General features: G+C 64.1%; 14 protein-coding genes. 7 read left to right on the top strand and 7 right to left on the bottom strand.

The features are described from left to right. Positions 1–27: 27 nt before the first annotated feature. From glp to CO656_RS02940, 5 genes are read right to left on the bottom strand one after another with little or no spacing between them, the layout of a single operon-like run. Entirely contained in the window at positions 28–1,248 is a 1,221-nt protein-coding gene (gene glp, locus CO656_RS02920; RefSeq protein WP_097524764.1) for a gephyrin-like molybdotransferase Glp, read from the bottom strand. Beyond that, complete coding sequence (moaC, locus tag CO656_RS02925) at positions 1,248–1,742, bottom strand: cyclic pyranopterin monophosphate synthase MoaC (RefSeq protein ID WP_097524765.1); 495 nt, start codon at positions 1,740–1,742, stop codon at positions 1,248–1,250. Before moaC ends, glp begins: the two co-directional genes overlap by 1 nt. After that, positions 1,742–2,557 (bottom strand): indole-3-glycerol phosphate synthase TrpC, encoded by an 816-nt coding sequence (gene trpC, locus CO656_RS02930; protein WP_097524766.1) that lies wholly within the window; start codon positions 2,555–2,557, stop codon positions 1,742–1,744. Before trpC ends, moaC begins: the two co-directional genes overlap by 1 nt. A 9-nt stretch (positions 2,558–2,566) precedes the next feature. Beyond that, positions 2,567–3,580: an anthranilate phosphoribosyltransferase gene (trpD, locus tag CO656_RS02935; RefSeq protein ID WP_097524767.1), complete on the bottom strand. Its 1,014-nt coding sequence runs from the start codon at positions 3,578–3,580 to the stop codon at positions 2,567–2,569. Between the two features lie 18 nt (positions 3,581–3,598). After that, entirely contained in the window at positions 3,599–5,491 is a 1,893-nt protein-coding gene (locus CO656_RS02940) for a peptidylprolyl isomerase (protein WP_097524768.1), read from the bottom strand. Between the two features lie 366 nt (positions 5,492–5,857). Between CO656_RS02940 and CO656_RS02950 the strand changes: the two genes are divergently transcribed. From CO656_RS02950 to CO656_RS02970, 5 genes are all read left to right on the top strand, one after another. After that, on the top strand, positions 5,858–7,504 hold the full coding sequence (locus CO656_RS02950) for a Na/Pi cotransporter family protein (RefSeq protein ID WP_097524769.1): 1,647 nt from the start codon (positions 5,858–5,860) through the stop codon (positions 7,502–7,504). Between the two features lie 191 nt (positions 7,505–7,695). After that, positions 7,696–9,066: a bifunctional UDP-N-acetylglucosamine diphosphorylase/glucosamine-1-phosphate N-acetyltransferase GlmU gene (gene glmU, locus CO656_RS02955; protein WP_097524770.1), complete on the top strand. Its 1,371-nt coding sequence runs from the start codon at positions 7,696–7,698 to the stop codon at positions 9,064–9,066. Between the two features lie 146 nt (positions 9,067–9,212). Continuing rightward, positions 9,213–11,039, top strand: coding sequence for a glutamine--fructose-6-phosphate transaminase (isomerizing) (gene glmS, locus CO656_RS02960; RefSeq protein WP_097524771.1), 1,827 nt, complete (start codon positions 9,213–9,215; stop codon positions 11,037–11,039). After that, positions 11,036–11,533 (top strand): N-acetyltransferase, encoded by a 498-nt coding sequence (locus tag CO656_RS02965; protein ID WP_097524772.1) that lies wholly within the window; start codon positions 11,036–11,038, stop codon positions 11,531–11,533. Before glmS ends, CO656_RS02965 begins: the two co-directional genes overlap by 4 nt. 19 nt (positions 11,534–11,552) lie before the next feature. Further along, positions 11,553–12,245, top strand: coding sequence for a DUF502 domain-containing protein (locus tag CO656_RS02970; RefSeq protein ID WP_037421823.1), 693 nt, complete (start codon positions 11,553–11,555; stop codon positions 12,243–12,245). Between the two features lie 35 nt (positions 12,246–12,280). Here CO656_RS02970 and recG read toward each other — a convergent pair whose 3' ends face one another. Continuing rightward, complete coding sequence (gene recG / locus CO656_RS02975; protein WP_097525041.1) at positions 12,281–14,386, bottom strand: ATP-dependent DNA helicase RecG; 2,106 nt, start codon at positions 14,384–14,386, stop codon at positions 12,281–12,283. A 116-nt stretch (positions 14,387–14,502) separates the two neighbouring features. On the opposite strand from recG, the gene CO656_RS02980 reads away from it, so the two are divergent. Next, entirely contained in the window at positions 14,503–14,808 is a 306-nt protein-coding gene (locus CO656_RS02980) for a succinate dehydrogenase assembly factor 2 (RefSeq protein ID WP_037421826.1), read from the top strand. 8 nt (positions 14,809–14,816) lie between these two features. After that, positions 14,817–18,329, top strand: a complete 3,513-nt coding sequence (gene mfd / locus CO656_RS02985; RefSeq protein ID WP_097525042.1) for a transcription-repair coupling factor — start codon at positions 14,817–14,819, stop codon at positions 18,327–18,329. A 39-nt stretch (positions 18,330–18,368) separates the two neighbouring features. Here the strand turns inward: mfd and CO656_RS02990 are convergent, their stop codons facing one another. Next, positions 18,369–19,034, bottom strand: coding sequence for a DsbA family protein (locus tag CO656_RS02990; RefSeq protein WP_037421829.1), 666 nt, complete (start codon positions 19,032–19,034; stop codon positions 18,369–18,371). Positions 19,035–19,050 lie beyond the last annotated feature (16 nt).

Consider the following 19,050-nt stretch of genomic DNA (forward strand, 5'->3'; position numbering starts at 1 on the left):
TTATACGCCCAAACGTCCGGCAAGGGCTTAGGCGGGATCCCGGAGCTTGAGAACGGTGCAGGGGTCACCCGCTCCCGCGGCCGGTGTTTGCGGAGGGCGAACGATGAGGCCGTCCGACTGTGCGAAGACCTTGGTCATCGACGAGTCCTGGCGTTGGAAGGGGTGCGCCATGAGCGAGCCGTCCGGCTCGCTGGAGAGGCGCGCGCGAACATAGTCCTGGCGGCGGTCGTTGGCGGGCAGCGGTGCGCCGAGCTTCGCCGATGCCAGTCGTGAGCGGTCGGGAAGATGTGCGAGCTTGCGCGTCAACGGTTCCAGGAAGAGCAAGGCGCAGACGAGGCTCGAGACCGGATTGCCGGGCAGGCCGAGCACCGGCATGCCGGCGAGGTCTCCGACCATCAGCGGCTTTCCCGGCCGCATGGCGATGCGCCAGAAATCGAGCGTCATGCCACAGGCTAGGAGCGTCGATTGGACGAGATCATGGTCTCCAACCGAGGCTCCGCCGAGCGTGACGAGTACGTCGGCTCGCGCCGCCTGCGCTTGCGCGACGGCAGCGGCAATCGCCTGCCGGTCGTCGCGGGCGATGCCGAGATCCAGTATATCCGCGCCATTTTCGCGAGCGATCGCCGCGACGCCAAAGCTGTTCGAGGCGATGATCTGGTCTGCGCCTGGCGAACTGCCGGGCGGCAGCAATTCGTCGCCAGTGGCAAGAATTGCGACCTTCGGGCGCAGGAAGACCGGCAGGCTCGGGTGATTCATGCTCGCCGCAAGCGTCAACCGGCCGGCGTCGAGCACGCTTCCGGCAGAAAGTGTAATTTCGCCCCGCTCGAAGTCCTGGCCTGCCAGACGGATATGTCGGCCCTTCGCCGGCGCGAACAGGGTGCGGATGCGATTGCCCTCGAGGCGCTCGGTGTCTTCCTGCAGAATGACTGTATCGGCACCGGCCGCGAGCGGCGCGCCGGTAAAAATGCGCACTGCCTCGCCCGGTCCAACCCGGCCCTGAAATCCACGGCCCGCCGCAGATTGCCCTATGACGGACAGTTCGGCGCCGATAGCGGCGATGTCCTCATGGCGGACGGCGTAGCCATCCATGGCGGAATTGTCGAAGGGAGGGTGAGTGAGCAGCGCGTTCGTGTCCTCGGCAAGCACGCGGCCGAGGCAATAATGCAGTGCAAGCCGCTCGGTCTCCGAACGGGGTTGGGCCTGGGCGAGGACCCTTCTCAGCGCCTCTTCGACCGGGAGCAGCGACATCAGCCCTGGTCTCCGTCCCGGCGATAGTCGCCGGATCGCCCGCCCGACTTGCTGACGAGGCGAATGCCGCCGATCTCCATCTCGCGGTCCGCAGCCTTTGCCATGTCGTAGATCGTCAGGCAGGCAATGCCGACCGCGGTCAGCGCCTCCATCTCGACGCCCGTCCGCCCCTTGAGCTTCGCCATCGCCTCGACGCGCAAGCCGGGTAGGGCGTCGTCGGGAAGGATATCGACCGAAACCTTCGTCAGCATCAGCGGGTGGCAGAGCGGAATGAGGCTGGACGTCTGCTTGGCGGCCATGATCCCGGCGAGCCGGGCCGTGCCGATGACGTCTCCCTTCTTGGCATTGCCTTCGAGGATCAACGCCAGCGTCTCCGGGTGCATCCGGACGAAGCCTTCGGCGACGGCAACACGCACGGTCTGCGCCTTGTCGCCGACATCGACCATATGGGCTTCGCCGGCGCTGTCGATATGGGTGAGTTGCGGGCCGCTCATCACTCGGCTGCCAGAGCGCTTCGGGAACCGGTCAACAGCGCGCGCGTTGCCGCCCCCACGTCGTCCTTCCGCATCAGGCTTTCCCCGACGAGGAAGGTGGTGATACCGCACTTTTCGAGGCGCCTGCAGTCCTCGTGGGTGAAGATGCCGCTTTCGCCGACCAGCAGCCTATCGGCCGGCACCATCGGTGCGAGCTGTTCCGAAACGGCGAGATCGACCTCGAAGGTCCTCAAGTTGCGATTGTTGATCCCGATCAGGGGAGACGAGAGACGCAGCGCGCGTTCCATTTCCTCCGCATCATGCACTTCGACGAGCACGTCCATCCCGAGCGCCGCTGCGGCGTCCTCGAGACGATGCGCATCCTCGTCGGTGAGCGATGCCATGATCAAGAGGATACAGTCCGCCCCCCAGGCGCGCGCCTCGAAGACCTGGTAGGTGTCGAACATGAAGTCCTTGCGCAGCGCCGGCAGCGAACAGGCGGCCCGCGCCGCCTCCAGAAATTCCGGGGCGCCCTGAAAGCTCGGTGTGTCCGTCAGGACCGAGAGGCAGGCAGCACCGCCCGCAGCATAGGCTTTCGCCAGCGCCGGCGGATCGAAGTCCGGGCGAATCAGGCCCTTCGACGGGCTGGCCTTCTTGATCTCGGCGATCAGTCCAAACTCGCCTTTCTGGCGGCGCGCCGCAAGCGCGGCGTGAAAGCCGCGCGGCGGCGACTGGTCGGCGATCCGCGCCCTTAGCTCGTCGAGCGGCACCCGCGCCTTCGCGGCAGCGATCTCGTCACGCTTGTAGGCCTCGATCCTGCGCAGAATATCCGTCATGTCCTCTCCTCAAGCGGCGTTCGAGACGGTGATCAGCCGCTGCAGGGCAGTCTTGGCGCCGCCGCTCGCAAGGGCATCGCGGGCGATCGCCATGCCTTCTGCGAGATTCTTGGCGCGCCCGGCTATCATCAACGATGCGGCGGCGTTCGCAAGGGAAATGTCCCGATAAGCATTCTCTTCGCCATCGAGCACCGCCTGCAATGCTGCCGCGTTATGGGCTCCGTCGCCGCCCTTCAGGGCATCGAGAGTGGTGCGCGCCAGGCCGAAGTCGTCCGGCGTCAGCTCGAAGCTGCGAATCTTGCCGTCCTTCAGCTCGGCAACCTTGGTGACCCCGGTCGTGGTGACTTCGTCCAGACCTTCGCCGTGCACGACCCAGACGCTCTCGGATCCGAGGTCGCGCAGCACTTCCGCCAGCGGATCAACCCATTGCGGCGCGTAGACGCCGACGAGTTGGTGTTTGACCCCGGCCGGGTTGGAGAGCGGGCCTAAGAGATTGAAGATCGTTCTCGTGCCGAGCTCGACGCGGGTCGGTCCCACATGGCGCATCGCCGAATGGTGCTGCTGGGCGAACATGAAGCCGACGCCCGCTTCGCGTATGCAGCGGGCAATCGCTTCGGGGCCGATGTCGAGCTTGACGCCGAGGCAGGAGAGCGCGTCGGCTGTTCCGGATTTCGAACTCAAGGCCCGATTGCCGTGCTTGGCGACCGGCACGCCGGCACCGGCGACGATCAGCGACGCCAGTGTCGATATGTTGTAGGTCCCGGCACCGTCGCCTCCCGTTCCGACGATGTCGATCGCGTCCTCGGGCGCCTCGACCGGGAGCATGCGCGCCCGCATCGCGCCGACGGCGCCGACGATCTCGTCGACCGTCTCGCCGCGTACCCTGAGCGCCATGAGGAAGCCGCCGATCTGCGACGGGGTGGCCGCTCCGGACATGATGATCTCGAAGGCCGCGCGGGCGTCTTCGCGGCTGAGGGCCTCGCGCGCTGCGACTTTTGCGACGAACGGCTTCAAATCAGTCATGCTTCGATTCCTCGTCCGTCAGCGCTGCGCCAATGCCTGCTCGGCAAGCGCCTGGTTGATCGATACGCCATAGACCGACTGCAGCGTCGAGACCATCTGATCGAGTATGTCGTCGCCGCTGGCACGGGCCATCGCTTCGATCTGGCGGCTGTCATTGTCGAGCGCGTTGGCGGGAGCACTGTCGTCGACGGCCATCACTTGCATGAGGATCTGGCCTTCGCCGCCCATGCCGGCTGCATTGGCGACATGTCCATTAGGCCCCGCAAAGGCCGCCGCAATGGCGGCCTGGCTCAGAGCGGCGTCCTGGGTTGACCGGCTCAACCCGGTCTTCGTTTCGACGACGAGGCCGAGTTCGCTCGCAATGTCCGCGAGCTTCGCGCCCTTCTTGACCCGATCCTTCAATTCGGTCGCCTTGGCGGCCAGCGCCACTCGCTGCTGTTCGGCCGTCCAATCGGCAGCCACCTCGTCGCGAACCTCGTCGAGGGTGCGGTCGCGGGCAGGGATCACCTCTTCGAGGTCGAACCAGGCATAGCCGTCGCGGCCGATATGGACGGCCAGCGTCTCGAGGCCGACTTCAGCCTTGAACACTTCCTGGAGAAGAGTGCGTTGCTCCGGCAGGCCGGTCACGTCGTCCCCATTCTGGTCCTTGCCGGTGGCGTCGATCGCCTCGACGGTTGCGAGCTTGAGTTTCAGCTGGTCGGCGACCTCCTTGACGGTCGCGCCGGCGGCCCTTTCGTCCTCGACCTTATCATGCAGGCCGACGAGCTGGTCGCGTGCGACCGAGAGGGCGATCTCCTTGCGCAACTCCTCCTTGACTTCATCGAAGCTGCGAACGGCTTCCTGGCGTATATTGGTGACGCGCAGGATGACCGGGCCGAAAGCGCCTTCGACCACGGGTGTCACGCCGCCGTCCATTGCGACAGCGAAGGCTGCTTCGGCGACTTTCTGGTCGGGCATCTGCTCCTTGGTGAAGTCACCGAGGAGGACGTCCGCCGCACTCTTGCCTTCGCCCTTGACGAGATCGTCGAAGGAAGTGCCGGCTGTGAGCTTGGCAGCAGCGGCGTCGGCGGCTTCGCGGGACGGGAAGGCGATCTGCTCGATTGTTCTCGTCGCCGGCGTGCGGAAGCTTTCCTTGCGCTTTTCGTAGTCGGCGCGCAACTCTTCCTCCGTGACCGCATCGGTGGCAACCAGGTCCTCCGGCTCGAGCTTGATGTAGCTGAACTTCCGATATTCAGGAGCGCGATAGTTCGCCTTGTGGCTCTCGAACCAGGGAGCGAGCACATCGTCGCCCGGCGCCTTGACCGGATCGATGTTCGCGTTCGAGAGCAGCAGATAGTCGATCGTGCGGGTTTCATGCCGGTATTTGCCGACGGCGTCGACCAGGACCGCGGGTGCAGCGAACCCGTCCGAGAGCGCATCGACGATCTGCGAGCGGACGGCCACCTGGCTGCGGTTCTTGATGTAGTCCTGCTCCGTCAGGCCGGCGTTGCGTAGCACGCTCGAGAAGGTCAGCCGATCGAATTGGCCGTTCGCCCCATGAAAGGCGGGGTCCTCGCCGATGAGTCTCGCGAGCCGGTCTTCGGAGAGGCCGAGATTCATGTCTTCGGCGAGCTGGTCGAGAGCGGCGCCCGCGACGAGCTGCGAGTAGACTTGCGCCTCAACGCCGAATGCGCGGGCCTGCTGGCGTGTGAGAGGCGTTCCAAGCTGCCGCGAAAGCAGGCTCAACTGACGCTCATAGGCAAGCCGATAGTCGCTGGCGGTGACCTTCACGTCTCCGACCGTTACCACCGCATCGGGCGTGCCGGTAACCATCAAGGTCTGTCCGCCCCACACCATGAATGAGAGGATGAGAATGGCCAGGAGGCCTTTGACGATCCGCGTCTGGGCGGCGTTTCTCAGGGAGTCGAGCATGGGGGGCAGAAACCTCGTTCAGTGCAGCGGCGTTACGCCGAATGATTTCGTTCCTTAGAACAATCCAAATGGGAATTGAAGGCCGATCCGTCGTAAATCGCGATGCTTTGGCGAGTGGACCGACAGACCCGTTGCTCCGGAGATTCAGGGACCCTAATTGGCACCTTCGCAGGGGCATCGCCGTCTAGACAAATTTGGGATTGCCGCGAACGGAAAAGCCCATGTCGGATTCGTTAGCCGGCAATTGAAATCAGTATGCAAAATTGTCGGTTTCAGGCTGGTCTCTCTATGGTCAACGAGAGGGAATCGTGTCTTCGATATTGTTGGAAACTTGAAGCCCGACGGCCGTTGCGGAATTTCCATGCCATGCAATCCACCATCGTAATGGTCAATCTCTTCGGTGCCGTCGCACTGCTCCTGTTCGGTCTTTCACTGGTGAAGGAGGGTGTGACACGCGCCTTCGGATCACGTCTGCGCGCCGGCCTGGCTCGGGGAACGAATGGCTCGTTACGCGCATTCATGACGGGCCTGATCGCCACGCTCGCCTTGCAAAGCTCCACGGCCACGGCCCTGATGACGGCATCCTTCGTGGAGAAGGGCCTCGTGCGGTCGCGGATGGCGCAGATCGTGCTGCTCGGCGCCAATATCGGCACGGCGATGACGGCCTGGATCGTTGCGATCGGCATCGGCTGGCTGGCCCCCTTGTTCATTCTCGCCGGTGTCATCATGCACCGGATGAGCCGATCGAGCGCACGCCAGGGTGCAGGCTTTGCGCTGGTCGGTATCGGCCTGATGCTTCTGTCGCTTGAACTGCTCGGCACGGCCACTGAGCCGATGCGGGAGTCACATGCCTTGGCGGCCTTTCTGGGTATGCTGGACAATGCCTGGCCGGTCGCCCTGCTCATTTCGGCGGGGCTCGCCTTCGCCTCGTCTTCGAGCCTCGCCATGGTCATGCTGGTCCTGTCGCTGTCCTCCGCAGGCGTGCTTTCACCGGGGCTGATCGTGGCGCTGGTGCTCGGCGCCAATCTGGGCGGCGCAATCCCACCGGTGATCGCCACGCTTGGCTCGGCGCCCGGTGCCCGCCGGGTCGCGATCGGCAACTGGATCGTCCGCGGCATCGGATGTCTCATCGCACTCCCGCTGGCCGGTCTCAACGCCGACATTCTGCAGAGCCTGCCTTTGCCGCGACAGAACCTGCCCGTCGATGTCCACCTGCTTTTCAACCTGGTGGTCGCGCTGATCGCCTGGCCCTTTGCCGGCTTGCTGTCGCGGATGATGAGCCGCCTGGTCCCGGACGAAGAGGTGAGCGAGACGGGGCCGCGCTATCTTGACGATGCGGCGCTCGATACGCCTGTGATGGCGCTTTCCGGGGCGACGCGGGAGGTGCTCAGGGTCGGAGACGTGATCGAGGGCATGCTGCTGCGCGCATCGGCCGCGTTCAACAAGAACGACCTCGGCGAACTCGGCGATATCGGAAAGATGGAGAAGCAGGTCGATCTGCTGCAGCAGGAGGTGAAGATCTTCCTGTCGCGGCTGGGCCGCCACGGGCTCAATGAAGAAGACGGGCGTCGCTCGATCGTGATCATCGACTATGCGATCAACCTCGAGCACATGGGCGACATCATCGAGAAGGGCCTTTGCGAGCAGATCCGCAAGAAGGTCATCAACGGTCTGAAATTTTCCGACGACGGCTATCAGGAACTGAAGAACCTGTTCGACCTGACGCTCGACAACTTGCGGATCGCCCAGACGATCTTCGTCTCGCGCAATGCGGACCTCGCCCGTCACCTTATCGAGGTCAAGGTCGATGTCCGCCATATGGAAAAACGCTCGGCCGAACGGCATCTGGAGCGCCTGCGTGACGGCCTGCTCGAAAGCCTGCAGACGAGCTCGCTGCATCTCGACATGCTGCGGGACCTGAAGCGCGTCAATGCGCACATCGCCTCCGTCGCCTACCCGATCGTCGAAGAGAGCGGGCTATTGACGGAAAGCCGGCTGCGGCCGCAGGCATGATGTCGCCGCCCGGCGCAAAGCGGACTGCGCCGAGGAGTTTTCCCGAGACGGAGAGGCATCGCCCCTTGACCGGGGTTAACGCGATGTGATTGTGCGATATATGCATTTCGCAATATTTTGCTGACAGCACGCGTAGAATCGGGCGACGGGCAGGCCGCGGAATACCCGAAGCATACGAAGGAGATCAGAGAATGGAACGCACTTGCCTGGCGATCATCCTGGCGGCGGGGGAAAGCACGCGGATGAAATCCGCCATGTCGAAGGTGCTGCATCCGGTGGCCGGCCGGCCGATGATCGCCCATGTGGTCGACGCTCTGGCAAGCGCTTCCATTTCCGACGTTGCCCTGGTCGTCGGCCGCGACGCGGAAGCCGTTTCGGCTGCCGCAAGCACCGGTGCGGTCCAGGTTTCCTCCTTCCTGCAGAAGGAACGGCTCGGTACGGCGCACGCCGTTCTTGCGGCGCGTGAGGCGATCGAGAAGGGCTATGACGACGTCCTGGTCGTCTTCGGCGATACGCCGCTCATCACCGCCGCACCGCTCAAGGCAGCGCGCGAACGCTTGGCGCAAGGCAATGATGTGGTCGTCATCGGCTTCGAAACCGCCGATCCGACCGGCTATGGCCGCCTGATCGTCGAGAATGGGGAACTGCTGGCGATCCGGGAGCACAAGGACGCCACCGAAGAGGAACGGCGCATCACCTATTGCAATGGCGGCCTGATGGCGATCAGCGGCGGTAAGGCGCTCGACCTGCTTGCACGCATCGGCAATGCCAATGTCAAGGGCGAATACTACCTGACCGACCTTGTCGAGATCGTCCGTTCCATCGGCGGCCGGGCGATTGCCGTCGAGGCGCCGGAGGAGGAGCTCACCGGGTGCAATACGCGGGCCGAACTCGCCTATATCGAACGCCTTTGGCAGCAACGCCGCCGCCACGAGCTGATGCTTGCCGGAGTTTCAATGATCGCCCCGGAGACCGTGTTCCTCGCTTGGGACACCGAACTGGCCCAGGACGTCCTGGTGGAGCCAAATGTGGTTTTCGGCCCCGGGGTGCGGGTCGATAGCGGCGCTGTCATCCACGCTTTCTCGCATGTCGAAGGTGCGCATGTCCGCGCAGGTGCGACGGTCGGTCCCTTCGCCCGTCTCCGTCCTGGCGCCGATCTCGGTCCCAAATCCAAAGTCGGCAACTTCTGCGAGGTGAAGAAGGCGGAGATCGGCGCCGGCGCCAAGGTGAACCACCTCACCTACATCGGCGATGCCGTCGTCGGCGCCGGATCGAATATCGGCGCTGGCACCATCACGTGCAACTATGATGGCGTGAACAAGCACCTCACGCGCATCGGAGAGAATACCTTCATCGGCTCCAACTCGTCGCTCGTCGCTCCGGTGGCGATCGGCGACGGCGCCCTTGTCGCCTCCGGCAGCGTGATTACGGAGAACGTCCCGGCCGATGCCGTTGCTTTCGGCCGGGCTCGGCAGGAAAACAAGCCGGATCGGGCTCCCCTGTTGCGGGAGCGCTACGAGGCGGAAAAGGCAGCCCGGAAGAAGGTCAAGGCTGCCGAATAGTCTCGTTAAACATTGAAACTGAAAGTGAAATCGCAGCGGATTGTTTCCCGCGATAATTTCGCTACCAAGGCTGCGACATTGGCGACGGGGTCGCCGCATTTGAGCTGACACGCCCGGCTGGCGTGCGAGGGAACGCGGAGAGCATTATGTGCGGGATTGTGGGTATCGTCGGGCAGCAGCCGGTCTCGGAGCGGCTGGTCGATGCGTTGAAACGCCTTGAATACCGGGGATACGATTCAGCCGGCGTTGCGACGATCGAGGGTGGAGCGCTGGATCGCCGGCGCGCCGAGGGCAAGCTCGCCAATCTCGAGGCGAGACTGAAAAAAGAGCCGCTCGCCGGCAGCATCGGGATCGCGCACACGCGCTGGGCGACCCACGGGGCGCCGACCGAGCGCAATGCCCATCCGCATTTCACCGACGGCGTCGCTGTCGTGCACAACGGCATCATCGAGAATTTTGCCGAGCTGAAGGACGAGCTGTCCGAGGCGGGTGCCGAATTCCAGACCGAGACCGACACCGAAGTCGTCGCGCAGCTGCTGGCAAGATTTTGCCGCGACGGCCTTGGGCGGCGCGAGGCGATGCATGCGATGCTGAAACGGGTGAAGGGCGCCTATGCCCTTGCCGTTCTTTTCCAGGACGATCCCTCGACGATCATGGCGGCCCGCAACGGCCCGCCGCTGGCGATCGGCCATGGCAACGGCGAGATGTTCCTGGGCTCCGATGCCATCGCGCTAGCGCCCTTCACCAACGAAATCACCTATCTGATCGACGGCGACTGGGCGGTGATCGGCAAGACCGGCGTCCATATCTTCGACATGGATGGCAATTCCGTCACCCGCCCGCGCCAGGTATCCTCGGCGGCCGCCTATATGGTCGACAAGGGCAACCATCGCCATTTCATGGAGAAGGAAATCTACGAGCAGCCGGAGGTCATCTCCCACGCGCTCAGCCACTATGTCAACTTCATCGACCATCGGGTGCTGCCGGTTTCGGAGGCGATCGACTTCGCCAAGGTGCCGAGCCTGGCGATCTCCGCCTGCGGCACTGCCTATCTGGCCGGGCTGATCGGCAAATATTGGTTCGAGCGCTATGCGCGCCTGCCGGTCGAAATCGATGTCGCTTCGGAATTCCGCTACCGCGAAATTCCGCTTTCGCCAGAGTCTGCCGCTCTCTTCATCTCGCAATCGGGCGAGACTGCCGACACGCTTGCCTCGCTGCGCTACTGCAAGGAACACGGCCTGAAGATCGGCGCGGTCGTCAACACGCGCGAATCGACGATCGCGCGCGAGTCCGACGCCGTCTTCCCGATCCTCGCCGGGCCGGAGATCGGCGTGGCGTCGACCAAGGCCTTCACCTGCCAGCTTGCGGTTCTGGCTTCGCTCGCGATTGCTGCGGGTCGAGCGCGCGGCACTGTCGGCGAGCTGGAGGAGCAGGCGCTGGTGCGAAGCCTGGCCGAGATGCCGCGCCTCATGGGCCAGGTGCTCAACAGCATCCAGCCGAAGATCGAATTTCTGTCCCGCGAATTGTCGAAGTGTCGCGACGTGCTCTATCTCGGCCGCGGCACGAGCTTCCCCCTTGCCATGGAAGGCGCCCTGAAGCTCAAGGAGATCTCCTACATTCACGCGGAAGGCTATGCCGCCGGCGAACTGAAACACGGACCGATCGCGCTGATTGACGAGAACATGCCGGTGATCGTGATTGCGCCGCATGACCGCTTCTTCGACAAGACCGTCTCCAACATGCAGGAAGTGGCCGCGCGCGGCGGACGGATCATCCTGATCACCGACGAGCGGGGTGCTGCCGCTTCGAAGCTCGACACGATGCATACGATCGTGCTTCCGAATGTCGACGAGATCATCGCGCCGATGATCTTCTCGCTACCCGTCCAACTGCTCGCCTACCACACGGCGGTCTTCATGGGCACCGACGTCGACCAGCCGCGCAATCTCGCAAAATCGGTCACCGTCGAATGATCATCCGGCCGGAGACGCAAGGGGACATCGAGTCGATCCAGCGCGTGACGGAGGCTGCCTTTGCCGGTCAGCCCTATAGCGATCAGACCGAGGCGCGGATCATCGAACGTCTTCGCGCCGAGGGTGCCCTGACGCTGTCGCTGGTCGCCGAGGACGATCGTGAGGTGATTGGCCACATCGCTTTCTCGCCGGTGACGATCATGCCCTTTGCGGCGGATTGGTATGGACTCGGTCCCCTGTCCGTGCGGCCGGACCGGCAGGGTCGCGGCACGGGCAGTGCGCTCGTCCGGCAAGCGCTTGATAGAATGCGGACTTTGGGCGCATCCGGCTGTGTCTTGGCGGGCAATCCGGCTTTTTATGGCAGGTTCGGGTTCCGCAACGATCCGGCTCTTGTCTTTCCCGGTTGTGCGCCGCAATATTTCATGGTTCTACCCTTGGCGGAAACACACGTTTCCGGCACGGTCAGTTATCATCCGGCCTTCGGGTCGGTTTGACGAGATCGATGGCAACGGCATGACGGACGGTTCCAAAAGCGGCATCATCGCAGCCCGGCTGCGCAACTATTTTCTCACGGGCCTTATCATCTGCGCGCCCGTGGCCATCACCGTTTGGCTAGTGCGCTCGTTCATCGAATGGGCGGACAGTTGGGTGAAACCCTATTTGCCGAGCTTCTACAATCCGGACACCTATTCTCCGGTGGCCATCCCCGGCTTCGGCCTGCTCGTCGCGATGGTCGTCATCACCCTCGTCGGTTTCCTGACGGCGAACATCATAGGGCGTTCGATCATCCATTTCGGCGAGTCGCTGCTCAATCGCACGCCGCTCGTCCGGACGATCTACAAGTCGCTGAAGCAGATTTTCCAGACGGTGCTGCAGGACCAATCCTCCTCCTTCAAGAAGGCCGGGCTGATCGAATATCCAAGCCCCGGGCTTTGGTCGCTGGTGTTCATCGCGACCGACGTGAAGGGCGAGATCGCTTCCAAGTTTGACGAGCGCGGCATGGATATGGTGGCCGTTTTCCTGCCGCCGACGCCGCTGCCGACCGCCGGCTTCCTGTTGTTCGTGCCTCGCGACAAGATCGTGCCGCTGCAGATGAGCGCCGAGGATGCGGCCAAGCTGTTGATTTCCGGCGGCCTGGTCACGCCGGATCACAAGCCGCTCGCCAACGCCCCGCCGCGGACAATCACCCAGCAGAAAAGGGCGTGACGTCAGCCTCGGGTCAAGCGCTTTTAGCGGCGCCCTCAACCGGCCCGCAGGAAGCGGATCGCTTCGTCTCGCCGGTGGAGGTAGAGCAGTGTTCGCAACGCCTCGCCGCGCTCCGTCGTCAGCTCCGGGTCGCGCTCGATCATATAGCCGGCGTCCTTCCGGGCAATTTCCAGAAGATCCGCATGCGCCTCGAGGCTGGCGATGCGAAATCCCGGCGTGCCGGATTGCCGCGTGCCGAGCAGTTCACCTTCGCCGCGCAGTTTCAGGTCCTCTTCGGCAATCACGAAACCGTCTTCAGTCTCGCGCAGGATAGACAGGCGGGCGTGCCCGGCTTCGCTCAGCGGTCCCTTGTAGAGCAGGATGCAGGTCGAAGCCTCGTCGCCGCGCCCGACGCGGCCGCGCAATTGATGCAGCTGCGCAAGCCCGAAGCGCTCCGCATGCTCGATCACCATGATCGTCGCATCCGGAACATCGACGCCGACCTCGACCACCGTCGTCGCCACCAGCACGCGAATCTCGCCGTTCTTGAAGGCGAGCATGACGGCGTCCTTGTCCGGCCCGGCCATGCGGCCATGGACGAGGCCAACGTCCTTGCCGAAACGCTGCACGAGGCCTTGATAGCGCTCGTCGGCGGACATCGTGTCGGTCTCTTCGGATTCCTCCACCAGCGGGCAGATCCAGTAGGCCTTCTTGCCCTGGCGAAGCGCCGAAGCGAGCCGCTCGACGATTTCGTCGGTGCGTTCGGCCGGAATGGTGACGGTCTGGATCGGCTTTCGCCCCGCCGGCTTCTCCGTCAGCTTCGAGACGTCCATGTCCCCGAAGGCGGCCAGCACCAGCGTGCGCGGGATCGGTGTCGCCGTCATCACCAGCATATGCGGGGAGATGCCTTTGGCGGTGAGCCGCAGCCGCTGGTGGACGCCGAAACGATGCTGCTCGTCTACGACGGCGAGCACCAGCTGCCGATAGTTCACTGCATCCTGGAACAGCGCATGCGTGCCGATGACCATCTGCGTCTTGCCGGAAGCGATGCGCTCGAGGATCGCGTCGCGCTCCTTGCCCTTCGTCCTGCCGGTCAGGACGTCGATCGTGATGCCCGCCGGCGCCGCCATCTTCTGGAGCGTTGTATGGTGCTGGCGGGCGAGGATCTCCGTCGGGGCCATCAGCACCGCCTGGCCGCCGGATTCGACAGCGGCAAGCATCGCCATCAGCGCGACGGCGGTCTTGCCGGAGCCGACATCGCCCTGCAGCAGACGCAGCATGCGCTCGGCTCCGGACATGTCGGCAAGGATGTCGCCGACGGCGGCCGACTGGCTGGCCGTCAAGGAGAAGGGCAGGGCGGCGATGACCGGTCCGCTCAGCTTGCCCGTGGCACGCACCGGCGTTCCGGCAACCTTGCGTAAGCGTTGGCGCACCAAGGAGAGCGACAGCTGTCCGGCGAGAAATTCGTCATAGGCAAGCCGGCGGCGGGCCGGTGCCTGCGGGGCGATGTCGGTTTCGTCGCGCGGCTCGTGCAGGCGATGGAAGGAATCCCTTGCGCTCGCAAAGCCTTGCTGGCGCAGCAAGGTGTCGTCCAGCCATTCCGGAAGATCGGGAACGCGCGCCAGCGCCGCTTCGATCGATTTTCGCAACGGCCGCGGCGTGAGGCCGGCGGTCAATCCGTAAACCGGTTCGACGAGCGGCAGGCTTTCGGCTTCGGCCGCGCGGACCATGTAGTCCGGGTGCACCATCGAAGCGCGTCCATTGAACCAGTCCACCTTGCCGCTGACGATCACAGTCTCGTCGACCGGCAGGGCTTTTTCCAGCCAGTTTCCCTTGACCCGGAAGAAGGTGAGAGCCAGTTCGCCCGTATCGTCGTGAAGGAAGACGCGATAGGGGACGTTCGGCCGGCCGCGCGGGGATGGCTGGTGCCGGTCCACGCGGCCGGTTATGGTGACGATCGATCCCTGTGGCGCATACGCGATGCCGGGCTGCCGGCGCCGGTCGATCAGCGAGTGGGGCGCGTGGAAGAGGAGATCGATGACGCGGCAGTCGTCGATCGACTCGCGTCCGAGCAGGCGCGCGTAGAGCTCGCCGGTCCTGGGGCCGATGCCGGGCAGGCTATCGAGCGGAGAAAACAGCGGATCAAGCAGGGCAGGGCGCATGACCATGAAATTGCGACAAGAAATCCGGCCTTGGCAAGGCTGACAAGCCGCTTTCCAGCGTTTATAGAGCCCGTGACAGGATCCGCTGCTGCGGCGGGTGACAGGAAGGACGTTCCATGACCGGCATTTCGCGCACGAGCGCCGATCTTGATCCGCGTCGGCGCAGGATCCTCTTCCGCGCCTGGCATCGCGGCATTCGCGAGATGGACCTGATACTCGGGCAATTCGCGGAAGTGGAGCTTGCCACCCTTTCCGAACAGGAACTGGATGAGCTCGAAACGATCATGCGCGAGGAAGACAACGATCTCGTTCGCTGGATCACCGGAGAAATGCCGCTGCCCGAGCGCTTCGCAACGGCGCTGTTTGCGCGCATAGCCGCCTACCGGCCGGACTTCGACCCCGTTCAGCAAGAGGCGGAATGAATTCGACGATGATCCCTGGCCTTGACGCGAAGAGAATTCTTTCTGCCGCGCGGGAAGTGACGATCGGGCCGGTACCCTCCGGCGCCGAAGCGCTGATCCTTGCCGATCTGGCACGCTCCGGCGCGCCGGTAGCCTATTTTCTGTCCGACGGCCAGCGGATCGGGGATCTCGAGCAGGTGCTCGGTTTCGTGGCGCCCGACATCCCGGTTCTCACTTTGCCGGGTTGGGACTGTCTGCCCTATGACCGCGTTTCCCCGAGCGCCGACACTTCGGCGAGAAGGCTCGCGGCGCTCAGCGCCCTAATTGCGCATCGGCACAAGCCGCACCCGGCAATCCTGCTGGTGACGGTCAATGCGGCCCTGCAAAAGACCTCGCCGCAGGACGTGATCGAGAGTCTCGCCTTTTCGGCGCGACCCGGAAATCAAGTACAGATGGACGATCTCGCCGCGCGGCTGGAGCGAAACGGCTTCGAGCGCGTGCCGACCGTGCGCGAGGTCGGGGAGTTTGCCGTGCGCGGTGGTATCCTCGACGTCTATGTGCCTGGCAGCGGCGAGCCGCTCAGGCTTGATTTCTTCGGCGACACTCTGGAAACGATCCGCTCCTTCGATCCGGCGAGCCAGCGAACCACCGGGCAGGTGCGGTCGCTCACTCTCAATCCGATGAGCGAAGTGTCGCTGACGCCGGAGACGATCAGCCATTTCCGCACGCGGTATCTGTCGCTTTTCGGCGCCGCGACGCGCGACGATGCGCTTTATCAGGCGGTCTCCGAAGGACGCCGCTATGCCGGCATGGAGCATTGGCTGCCGCTCTTCTACGATCGCCTGGAAACGATCTTCGACTATCTCGATGGCTTCCGCATTGTCACGGACCACCTGGCGCGCGAAGCGGCGGCGGAGCGGTCGAAGCTCATTCTCGACTATTACGAGGCGCGCCAGGCCTCCGCATCTCCCGGCAAGTCGCAGATATCGCAGGGCACGCCCTACAAGCCGGTGCCGCCGGACCTGCTCTATCTCAGCGCGAAAGGTTTCGGGGCCGGCCTAGCCGAGCGCAATGCCGTGCGCCTGTCGCCGTTTTCCGAACATGAGGGCGAAGCCCGTCAGGTCGTCACCATCGAGGCGCGGCAGGGGGTGCGCTGGGCGAAGGCCGCAGGGGAAGCAGAGGAGAGTGACCGCGCTCGCGCCAATGTCTTCGATCAGGCCGTCAAACACATAGCCGAGAAGCGGGCGAAGGGCTCGAAGGTCGTCATTTCCGGCTGGTCGGAAGGTTCGCTCGACCGCCTGCTTCAGGTGCTCGCCGAGCACGGTCTCGCCAATATCCGTCCGGTGAAGGCGCTCGCCGATCTGCGCTCGCTGAAGGCGGGCGAGGCCGCATCAGCGGTTTTGAGCCTCGAATCCGGATTCGAGACCGGCGATCTCGTCGTCATTGGCGAGCAGGACATTCTCGGCGACCGGATGGTGCGGCGCTCGAAGCGCCGCAAGCGCGGCGCCGACTTCATCGCCGAAGTGACGGGGCTCGACGAGGGCAGCTACGTCGTGCATGCCGAACACGGCATCGGCCGCTTCGTCGGCCTGCGCACGATCGAGGCCGCCGGCGCACCGCATGATTGCCTGGAGCTCGTCTATGCCGACGATGCGAAGCTGTTTCTGCCGGTGGAGAACATCGAGCTTCTGTCGCGCTACGGCTCCGAGGGGACCGATGCGATCCTCGACAAGCTTGGCGGTGTCGCCTGGCAGGCGCGCAAGGCGAAGCTCAAGAAGCGGCTGCTTGACATGGCCGGCGGGCTCATTCGCATCGCTGCCGAGCGGCACACGCGGCACGCCCCGGTCCTCGTTGCGCAGGACGGCGTCTATGACGAGTTCGCAGCCCGCTTCCCCTATGACGAGACCGAGGATCAGCTGAACTCGATCGAGGCGGTCCGCGACGATCTCGGCGGCGGCCGGCCGATGGATCGCCTCGTCTGCGGCGACGTCGGCTTCGGCAAGACCGAGGTGGCGCTGCGTGCCGCCTTCATAGCGGCGATGAACGGCGTGCAGGTTGCCGTCGTCGTGCCGACGACCTTGCTGGCGCGGCAGCATTTCAAGACCTTTTCCGATCGCTTCCGCGGGCTGCCGATCCGCATTCAGCAGGCCTCGCGCCTCGTCGGCTCGAAGGATCTGGCGCTGACGAAGAAGGAAGTCGCCGACGGCAAGACGGATATCGTCGTCGGCACCCACGCGCTGCTCGGCTCCTCGATCAAGTTCGCCAATCTCGGCCTGCTGATCATCGACGAGGAGCAGCACTTCGGCGTCAAGCACAAAGAACGCTTGAAGGAGCTGAAGACCGACGTCCATGTGCTGACGCTCTCGGCGACCCCCATTCCGCGCACGCTGCAGCTTGCGCTGACCGGCGTCCGCGAATTGTCGCTGATCACCACGCCGCCGGTGGACCGCATGGCAGTCAGAACCTTCATCTCGCCTTTCGACGCGCTGGTGATCCGCGAGACGCTGATGCGCGAGCACTATCGGGGCGGCCAGAGCTTCTATGTCTGCCCCCGGCTGAGCGACCTTTCCGAGATCCACGACTTCCTGAGATCCGACGTGCCGGAACTGAAGGTCGCGGTGGCGCACGGCCAGATGCCGGCAACCGAGCTCGAAGACATCATGAACGCCTTCTACGAAGGCCGCTTTGACGTGCTTCTGTCGACGACGATCGTCGAGTCGGGGCTCGACGTGCCGACGGCCAACACGCTGATCGTGCACCGCGCCGACATGTTCGGCCTGGCGCAGCTCTATCAGCTTCGCGGGCGGGTCGGGCGCTCCAAGGTGCGCGCCTTCGCGCTCTTCACGCTTCCGGTCAACAAGACGCTGACCGGCCCGGCGGAACGCCGTCTCAAGGTGCTGCAGTCGCTCGACACGCTCGGCGCCGGTTTCCAGCTTGCCAGCCACGACCTCGACATTCGCGGCGCCGGCAACCTGCTCGGCGAGGAGCAATCCGGACACATAAAGGAGGTCGGTTTCGAGCTCTACCAGCAGATGCTGGAGGAGGCGGTCGCCGAGCTCAAGGGTGAAGAGGAAATCCACGACACCGGCTGGTCGCCGCAGATTTCCGTCGGCACGCCGGTGATGATCCCGGAGGACTATGTTCCCGATCTCAATTTGAGGCTCGGCCTCTATCGCCGCCTCGGTGAACTGACCGATCTCAAGGAGATCGACGGCTTCGGCGCCGAACTGATCGACCGCTTTGGCCCGCTGCCCATCGAGGTCCAGCACCTCTTGAAGATCGTCTACATCAAGGCGCTCTGCCGCACGGCGAATGTCGAAAAGCTCGACGCCGGGCCGAAGGGCGTCGTGGTGCAGTTCCGCAACAAGGAGTTTCCCAATCCGGCAGCCCTTGTCGGGCATATCGCCAAGCAGGGAACGCTCGCCAAGATCAGGCCGGACCAGAGCATCTTCTTCCAGCGCGAACTCGTCACGCCGGACAAGCGCCTCTCGGGCGCGGCCATGGTGATGACCCAGCTCGCGACGCTCGCCAAGCCAGCGTGAAAGGAAATTGGCGCCGCAGGCCGGCGCCGCTATTGACGATCAGTTGGCCGGGCGGGCCGCCTTCATCTGGGCGATTTCGCGAAGCGCATTTGTCAGCACTTCGACGGATTGCGCCCCCATCACCGCATATTGCTGTTCGATGATGAAGCAGGGAACGCCCGTCACGCCGATCTCCCGGGCCATGTCGATCTCCTGCTTGACGGCATCCTTGTCGGCATCGGAGGAGAAAAGCGCGGCGATGACGGGCCGGTCCAGGCCCGCCTGTTCGGCGATGTCGAGCAGAACGGCGTGATCGCCGACATTCTTGCCTTCCTCGAAATTCGCCTTGAAAAGCAGTCGCACGGTCTCGGCCTGGGCAGCGGTGCCGCTGGTGGACGCCCAGCGAATGAGGCGATGGGCATCGAGCGTGTTGGGGCTGATCTTCACGGCATCGAAGTCAAAGGCGATTCCGGCTTCCCGCCCTAAGCCGTCGAGCGTCTGATGCGCCCGGTCGACCGCGTCCTGACCGCCGAGCTTTGCCGCAAGATGGCGCTTGTGATCGACACCTTCCGGCGGCAGGTCGGGGTTGAGCTGATAAGGGCGCCACTGGATCACGACATCGATTTCGCCTGCGACATTGGCGATCGCCTGGTCGAGGCGGTTCTTGCCGAGATAGCACCACGGGCAGACGACGTCCGAGACGATATCGATATTGACGGTTTCCATGGTGGCGGCCTTTCTG

Origin of the sequence: Sinorhizobium sp. FG01, from assembly GCF_002531875.1 — a bacterium.
GTDB lineage: Bacteria > Pseudomonadota > Alphaproteobacteria > Rhizobiales > Rhizobiaceae > Sinorhizobium > Sinorhizobium fredii_C.

Excerpts from the sequence above, each read along its gene's own strand:
- moaC (WP_097524765.1), bottom strand. The coding sequence starts at position 1,742 with ATGAGCGGCCCGCAACTCACCCATATCGACAGCGCCGGCGAAGCCCAT.
- glmS (WP_097524771.1), top strand. The coding sequence starts at position 9,213 with ATGTGCGGGATTGTGGGTATCGTCGGGCAGCAGCCGGTCTCGGAGCGG.
- glp (WP_097524764.1), bottom strand. The coding sequence starts at position 1,248 with ATGTCGCTGCTCCCGGTCGAAGAGGCGCTGAGAAGGGTCCTCGCCCAG.
- glmU (WP_097524770.1), top strand. The coding sequence starts at position 7,696 with ATGGAACGCACTTGCCTGGCGATCATCCTGGCGGCGGGGGAAAGCACG.
- CO656_RS02940 (WP_097524768.1), bottom strand. The coding sequence starts at position 5,491 with ATGCTCGACTCCCTGAGAAACGCCGCCCAGACGCGGATCGTCAAAGGC.
- CO656_RS02990 (WP_037421829.1), bottom strand. The coding sequence starts at position 19,034 with ATGGAAACCGTCAATATCGATATCGTCTCGGACGTCGTCTGCCCGTGG.
- trpD (WP_097524767.1), bottom strand. The coding sequence starts at position 3,580 with ATGACTGATTTGAAGCCGTTCGTCGCAAAAGTCGCAGCGCGCGAGGCC.
- recG (WP_097525041.1), bottom strand. The coding sequence starts at position 14,386 with ATGCGCCCTGCCCTGCTTGATCCGCTGTTTTCTCCGCTCGATAGCCTG.
- mfd (WP_097525042.1), top strand. The coding sequence starts at position 14,817 with ATGATCCCTGGCCTTGACGCGAAGAGAATTCTTTCTGCCGCGCGGGAA.
- CO656_RS02950 (WP_097524769.1), top strand. The coding sequence starts at position 5,858 with ATGCAATCCACCATCGTAATGGTCAATCTCTTCGGTGCCGTCGCACTG.
- CO656_RS02970 (WP_037421823.1), top strand. The coding sequence starts at position 11,553 with ATGACGGACGGTTCCAAAAGCGGCATCATCGCAGCCCGGCTGCGCAAC.
- CO656_RS02965 (WP_097524772.1), top strand. The coding sequence starts at position 11,036 with ATGATCATCCGGCCGGAGACGCAAGGGGACATCGAGTCGATCCAGCGC.
- trpC (WP_097524766.1), bottom strand. The coding sequence starts at position 2,557 with ATGACGGATATTCTGCGCAGGATCGAGGCCTACAAGCGTGACGAGATC.
- CO656_RS02980 (WP_037421826.1), top strand. The coding sequence starts at position 14,503 with ATGACCGGCATTTCGCGCACGAGCGCCGATCTTGATCCGCGTCGGCGC.